Below are 7,002 nucleotides of genomic sequence, written 5' to 3' on the forward strand. Positions count from 1 at the left end.
ATAAAGAATGGGTCACAAGGGCTTTTTAAACAACTGATCTATTTAAAAGAAAATTATAAGGAGTTAAAAACAAAGTTTTTAGGAGTACATAAAAACTTTGAAATAGCTTATATAGGATAATTGTTGACAAAATTGATAAAAAATGTTAACATTAAACAGTAAAGAAACTATACCAAAAAGGGGTGTAAAAAAATGTTTTTTGAAGAAATACAAGATGAAATTTATGACAGTACATTTGATTCTATTTATTATGCATTAATAGAGGAATATAAAGAGGGTAAGTTAACAATTGAGAGGTTAACAATGAATATAGATGAGCAACAACAGATTTTGTTAAATGGATTTTTTGAAGGAGAAACAAAATTTGCTTATGCTAGTGCAACTGTAGATGCTCACCAGTATGCTCTTGCAATGATAAAAAAAGGATTAGTATAGTAAAAAAGAGTGGATTTTATCCACTCTTTTCATTTTTATAACAAAATCCAGAGATACATCATAAAAAATGGAACAACTCAAAAAAGAGAAATGTTCCAAAAAAAAACTTGACATAAAAGTGTTCTTATTATATACTAATAACCGAGACCGAATTTGATTGAATAGATCTATATACCCCCCAAAAATCTATTTTAATCTTTTTTATTTTTTAACACTCCCCCGTGTTATGAAAAAACCCTCCCCCCCAGGAGGGTTTTTTATATTACATCTATTTAAGAATTGTTAAAAGTAAGGGGGCGATAAAGATAGTTATAATACCAGCTATAACTATGGATAAGGCACTCATAGCTCCTTCAACCTCTCCCATTTCAATAGCTTTACTAGTCCCTACTGCGTGGCTTGAAATTCCAATACCCAATCCTTTAGCAACAGCATTTTCAATTCTAAAAAGTTTTAACATAAATGGTGCAAAGATATTTCCTGCTATTCCAGTAACCATGATTGCAAAAACTGTTATTGCAGGGATTCCTCCAAGAAGTTTACTAACCTCTATTCCAATAGGAGTAGTAATAGATTTAGGAACAAAAGATAATAGAATAATATCCTGAATTCCAAGAAGTTTTCCTAAAAAAATAACAGATAAAATAGCTGTAATAGAACCAATAAGAGCACCTGCTAATATGACTTTATAATGTTTTTTTAGTGTTCCTAGCTCCTTATAAAGTGGAATAGCTAAACAGACAGTAGCTGGAGCTATAAAAAATCCTAATATATCTCCACCTTTATTGTAATAAGATGTAGGAATATCAAAAACTTCCATAAATATAAATATAAGGATTAGAGCAACAAAAATTGGATTCAGAATAGGCCACTTAAATCTATTGAAGATATCCTTTCCAATTTTAAAGGCAATTAAACTAATAAAAATTCCAAAAAAAGCGTTATCAAATAAAAGTTCTTTCATCTATTTTTTCCCCCTCATCATAAAGTCTACGCATAGAGCTGTAACAACCATAGTAATCAAAGTTGTAAGTATAAGTAAAAAGATAAGTTTAAAAAAGTCAGTTTTTAAAATATCAATAACATCTAAAAGTTTAACACTCGGGGGAATAAAAGTGATAATCATATTAGCAATAAAAAACTCACCAGCATTTTTAATACTGTCTAACTTTACTACTTTTAAAGAAAGAAAAATAAATAAAAGAATCAATCCGTTAACTGTTCCAGGAGTAGGAAGGTGAAAAACCTTTTCTAAGATAACTCCTAAATAGTTAATACTTAAAATAATAAGAAACTCATACAACAAAATAAAACCTCCAGTACTTTTGTATAAAAGATTAAAGAGGTGTTCCTTTGGAACACCTCTAAATATAAAACTAGTCTCTTCTTTTCATTTGTGGGAAAAGTACAACGTCTCTGATTGATGGAGAACCAGTTAATAGCATAATAGCTCTGTCGATACCGATTCCTAATCCACCAGTTGGAGGTAAAGCATACTCTAAAGCTTCGATATAATCATCATCAATAACAGCAGTAGCTTCATCGTTTCCTAGTAAAGCTTCTTCAACTTGAGCTTCAAATCTTCCTCTTTGATCAGCAGGATCATTTAACTCAGAGAATGCATTCGCATACTCTCTAGCGTCGATGAATAACTCAAATCTATCTGTAAATCTTGAATCTTCTGCATTTCTCTTAGCAAGAGGAGATATTTCAACAGGGTGACCATAGATAAATGTAGGTTGAACAATATGCTCTTCACATTTTTGCTCAAAGAACTCATTGATAATGTGTCCAACTGAAGTCATGTGATCAGCGATTTCAACATGGTGCTCTTTAGCTAATGCTTTCGCTTCTTCAACTGTTAGATTTTGCCAGAAATCTGCACCAGTAACATCTTTAATCATATCAACCATGTGTACTCTGTAGAACTTTCCAAGATCGATCTCTTTATCGTTGTACTCTATTTTAGTTGTTCCTAAAACCTCAGTAGCAAGGTATTGGAATAAACTCTCTGTTAAATCCATCATGTCATTATAGTCAGCATATGCCTGGTATAACTCCATCATTGTAAACTCAGGGTTATGTCTAGTAGAAATCCCTTCGTTTCTAAAGTTTCTATTAATCTCATAAACTTTATCAAATCCACCAATTATTAATCTTTTTAAATAAAGCTCAGGAGCGATTCTTAAGTATAACTCCATATCTAACGCGTTATGATGAGTAATAAATGGTCTAGCAGCAGCTCCTCCAACGATAGGGTGCATCATAGGAGTTTCAACTTCTAAGAATCCCTTTTTATTTAAAAACTCTCTAATACCATTTATAATTCTAACTCTTTTCATGAAAGTTTCTTTTACATCTCTATTCATGATAAGGTCTAAATATCTTTTTCTATATCTAGTTTCAACGTCTGTAAGACCGTGGAACTTCTCAGGAAGCGCTCTAACGTTTTTAGATAGTAGTTCAACTTGAGAAACTCTTAAAGTTAACTCACCTTTTTGAGTCATAAATAAAGTACCTTCAACACCAATGATATCTCCAACACCTAATTTTTTAACTATTTCAAAAGCTTGCTCTCCAATTTGATCCTGTCTAATGTAAACTTGAATTTTACCAGTTTGATCTTCTATATGAGCAAATACGGCTTTACCTTGCTCTCTGAATCCCATAATTCTTCCTGCTGTTTTGAAAGTAGTCTCTGCTTCTGGAGAAGATGCTAAAAGATCTCCAATCATATGAACTTTATCATATTTTTTTCCGAATGGGTAAACTCCAAGAGCTTCAATCTCTTTTATTTTTTCCCATTGCTCCATTACAAGACGTTCTTTTCCAACTCTGTCAAAGTATTTTTCCATAGTTTTTCTCCCTTTTTAAGTTTATAGTTTCAATAAATATATGCTACTTTTTCTTCCCCAAGTGCTAGTTGGGTTATTTTCTCTAGATTTTCTTAAGTAATCTTTTGCTTTTTCAACATCTCCCTTTTTATGGTAGATAACTCCTAGGTAATAGTATAATTCAGATGTATTTTCACCAGGGTTAGAAACTTTATCAAAGTTAGATAAAGCTTTATCAAAGTTATTCATTGAAAAATACGTTTTTCCTCGATAGAAGCTAAGCTCAGAGATATCAGTTGAGCCACCTTCAGCTTTATTAAAAAATATTAAGGCTTCATTATAACTTTTACGATTAAGAGCATCTATTCCATTTGTGATATCTTTAGAGGAATCTGAAGATGGTGATATATTTGTAATAGATGTACCTTCAGATGAACCAGTTAAATTTGAAATAGAACTTTCTGTCATAGAAGTTGCCAAATCAGGAACTCCAGGGATTAAGCCAGAAGATGAGCTTCCTGAGCTTAAATAGTAATTTCCTTTATCAGAATCTCCTTTTTGTGAGTATAACTTACCTATCAGTACAGCTAACTCTGGACTTTGAGAATCTCCATAGAACTTTTCTAAGAATTGTAACTCGTCCATTGTAGCGTTATTCTTTCGCTGAATAGCTCTCATAATCTCAGTGTTTAACTTAAGATTACTTCTGTTATAATCTAGATAATAGTTATTAATAATAAAACTTCCACCATTAGATTTCTCCTCTAAAGCAAGAAGTTTTATTTTTTCCTCCTCATCAAGTGAGAAGTTTTCTTTTAAATATCTAATCTCTTTATTAATTAAAAGTTGATTTTCATTTGCAGAACTTAAATCAAGTACCATAAATGCTACATTTTTTTGCTGACTGTTTGTAGGGAAAGCAATTGAATATAACTGGGCACTTTTTACCAATAGATCTAAATTTTTATTATTGTAGCTGTTTAAAATTATACCATAATTATCTTTCTCAGTAAAATTATATTTCAATTTATTTTTTATCTTAACAGTCCCAACATATGTGAATCCTTTGTAAATCTCAGCAATATATTCGCCTTGATAAAGACTATTGAAGTTTAAACTATTACCACTGATATTAAAAGTAAAATCAGTTTTAATAGGAGAAGAAATCAATTTAACTCTATCTGCATTGATATTGTTGATAATAAGTGTTTCTCCTGCATAAACCTCCATAGGTGCCATCATCTGAGATGGTAAGTACTCTCTAATAGCATTTGTTGAAGAATCTCTCTGAATAAGATCATATAAATATGCTACTCCTGACTCATTAAGAAAAAAGTTATCCTGTTGTAAAGTTGGATTTTTAATGCTAGGAACAACAACTTTGCTTTGTGTAGGAAGTTGTGTTTGAAGATTGGTACAACTGAATAAAATCAAAGCCGTTGTAGAAATTAAAAATATTTTTTTCATTTACCCCTCCTTTAATAAAAAATAGAGCAAGGAGATTGCTCTATTTTAGTGTTTATTGTACTTCAATTATTTCAATCTCTAATTGGTTTATCTCTACATTATTATCATATATAATATAGTCAATTGTCAACTTATTTTCAGAATAAACGTATTTTTTACAAAAAACTGTAAAATCCTTTTTGAAATAAGAAGTTTTGTAGATAAAATCTGTTTTAGATTCTGGCTTTAATAAAAGCTTACTCTGAATCTCACCAAATTTTAAAATTTCGGTGAAACAAGGGGATATTCTTATCTCACCTTTACCATATTTATTATCATAGGTAAAAATAGTAGTGTTACCGTCCATTATTTTTTGTGCTATCATTTTTTGAGAAATCTTCTCTCCAAATGAATCTACGCTATTTATAATGATTTTAGCCATTAATAATAGTCCTTCTCGTCATCATCATATTCCATATCATAATAGTCGTCATGATCATAGGAATCCTCACGATCATAATACTCATCATCATCCCAATCTCCGATATTATCTGCCCCTAAATACTCCTCTTTCCAGTAGTCTAAGACAGCATTTATTTCACTAGAGTCATCGACAAAGATTAAATCATCTTCATCCTCATCATATAAAAATATATAATTAGCTCCATCAAAATCCTCAGTTATAAGATATTCCTTATCTCTTATAATAAGATTTTCTAAGACTGTTAGCTCAAACTCCTCGTCATCGATATTGTGATAAAAAGTTTCTCCTTGCGAATACATTGTTTCCTCCTAATACTTTATAAAAATAAAATTAAAAATAAAATTAAAAACTATTTATGATACTTAGTGTTTTTATTTATACTAAACCATCTGTATATCTGTTCAATCAATATTAATCTCATCAATTGGTGCGGGAAAGTCATTTTAGAAAAACTTAATCTCAAATCCGAATTTTTTCTAATCTCATCAGAGACACCATAAGACCCACCAATAATAAAATTAATTGTGCTATCACCGTTGAGACCTATCTTCTCAATCTGCGCCGCCATCTCCTCAGAGGAAAAGTTTTTTCCTTGAATATCTAGCAGAATTTTAAAGCCTTTGTTTTTTTCTAAAGTTTCAAGAATTGCCTTGGACTCTTTTTCTATAGACATACTTCTATTAGAATCATTACCATCCTCTTTTAATTCAAAAATTTTTAGTTTACCAAAGGCTTGAAGTCTTTTAGCAAACTCCTGTATACCATCTAAAATGTATTTTTCTTTGATTTTTCCAATACATACAATATTTATATTCATTTTCTTTTAAATCCCTTCTCCATATCTAATAAGCTTATTTTAAATGTAATTGGTCTGCCATGAGGACAAGTAAAACGTCCAATTTCATGTAGTTCTAAAATAAGTTTTTCCATTTCAGGAATAGTCAGCTTTTCATTGGCCTTAACTGCACCTCTACAAGACATTGAGATAATCATATTTTCAATAACCTCATTCTTAGAGTTTACTTTATTAATTCCTTCAAGAGTTTCAAAGAAAATATTTTCAAAAGAATCTTTTGTATCTAAAGTAGGTACGGACCTAATTAAAAAATCCATATCATTAAACTGATCTATTTCAAAACCAAAATCTTCAAAAAATTTGATTTTTTCTTTTAAAATTTCAATTTGTTTTAATGTTAAAGATATCTTAATAGGAACTAATAGTGCTTGGGAGGCTAGTTTATGCTCGGCATACTCCCTTTTTAATTTTTCATAAAGAATTCTTTCATGAACAATGTGTTGATCATAAATTATAAGCTCCCCATCTTCCTCAACCAGTATAAAAGAGTTAGAAAACTGTCCAATAATTCTAAGTTTTTTATCTAAACTATTTTTATTTGTACTTGAAGAGAGGTAAGAGGACTGCTTTTTTACTTGTTCATCCTGAGTTTCAATCTTAATAATCTCTAAATGATTTTCTTTTTCTTCTAAAGAGTTCGCTGATTCTATAGTGTTATCAATAGAAATCTGAAGCTTTGTAGATTCACTTTTAATGGGAACAAATTTTTGCTCCGCTTCAGATTTAAAAAAAGTTTCCTTATCAATAATTGAACTATTGTCTTTTTCTAAAGAAGATTCATTTTCCTTTTTTATTTCTATCTCTCTTTTTATATCATTAATTTCAAAAATTTCAAAAGGTTTTTTTTGCTCACTTGAAACTTTTATATCATTAAAATTCAAATTTTCCTTTTTTACCTCAAAAGTAGGCATACTAAAATCTTTATTAAAATTCAAAGCCTCCTCTAC

General features: G+C 30.1%; 8 protein-coding genes and 1 pseudogene. 1 reads left to right on the forward strand and 8 read right to left on the reverse strand.

From position 1 onward, the window contains the following. The first annotated feature begins 192 nt into the window (after window positions 1–192). Window positions 193–435: a hypothetical protein gene (locus tag ACMOUI_RS00245; protein WP_418963739.1), complete on the forward strand. Its 243-nt coding sequence runs from the start codon at window positions 193–195 to the stop codon at window positions 433–435. Window positions 436–703: 268 nt separating this feature from the next. Here ACMOUI_RS00245 and ACMOUI_RS00250 read toward each other — a convergent pair whose 3' ends face one another. The 8 genes and pseudogenes from ACMOUI_RS00250 to ACMOUI_RS00285 all read right to left on the reverse strand — a co-directional run. Beyond that, window positions 704–1,399 carry an LrgB family protein gene (locus ACMOUI_RS00250; protein ID WP_418963740.1) on the reverse strand — a complete coding sequence of 232 codons (696 nt, stop codon included), beginning with the start codon at window positions 1,397–1,399 and terminating at the stop codon, window positions 704–706. Then, window positions 1,400–1,741, reverse strand: coding sequence for a CidA/LrgA family protein (locus ACMOUI_RS00255; RefSeq protein WP_418963741.1), 342 nt, complete (start codon window positions 1,739–1,741; stop codon window positions 1,400–1,402). Between the two features lie 70 nt (window positions 1,742–1,811). Then, a complete protein-coding gene (gene lysS, locus ACMOUI_RS00260) occupies window positions 1,812–3,290 on the reverse strand; it encodes a lysine--tRNA ligase (protein WP_418963742.1) in 1,479 nt (492 codons plus the stop codon). 21 nt (window positions 3,291–3,311) lie between these two features. Continuing rightward, the gene (locus ACMOUI_RS00265; protein WP_418963743.1) at window positions 3,312–4,736 is read right to left on the reverse strand and encodes a tetratricopeptide repeat protein; all 1,425 of its coding nucleotides are present in this window, start codon (window positions 4,734–4,736) and stop codon (window positions 3,312–3,314) included. Between the two features lie 52 nt (window positions 4,737–4,788). After that, complete coding sequence (locus ACMOUI_RS00270; protein WP_418963744.1) at window positions 4,789–5,157, reverse strand: DUF1934 family protein; 369 nt, start codon at window positions 5,155–5,157, stop codon at window positions 4,789–4,791. Next, entirely contained in the window at window positions 5,157–5,498 is a 342-nt protein-coding gene (locus tag ACMOUI_RS00275) for a hypothetical protein (protein WP_418963745.1), read from the reverse strand. The genes ACMOUI_RS00270 and ACMOUI_RS00275 overlap by 1 nt, the downstream gene beginning before the upstream one ends. 50 nt (window positions 5,499–5,548) lie before the next feature. Then, window positions 5,549–6,016, reverse strand: a complete 468-nt coding sequence (gene rlmH / locus ACMOUI_RS00280; RefSeq protein ID WP_418963746.1) for a 23S rRNA (pseudouridine(1915)-N(3))-methyltransferase RlmH — start codon at window positions 6,014–6,016, stop codon at window positions 5,549–5,551. Beyond that, window positions 6,013–7,002, reverse strand: a pseudogene (locus tag ACMOUI_RS00285) (DNA mismatch repair protein MutL); the annotation flags it as partial. The pseudogene ACMOUI_RS00285 and the gene rlmH, both read right to left, overlap by 4 nt.

It is taken from the genome of Cetobacterium sp., from assembly GCF_048470075.1.
Classification (GTDB): domain Bacteria; phylum Fusobacteriota; class Fusobacteriia; order Fusobacteriales; family Fusobacteriaceae; genus Cetobacterium_A.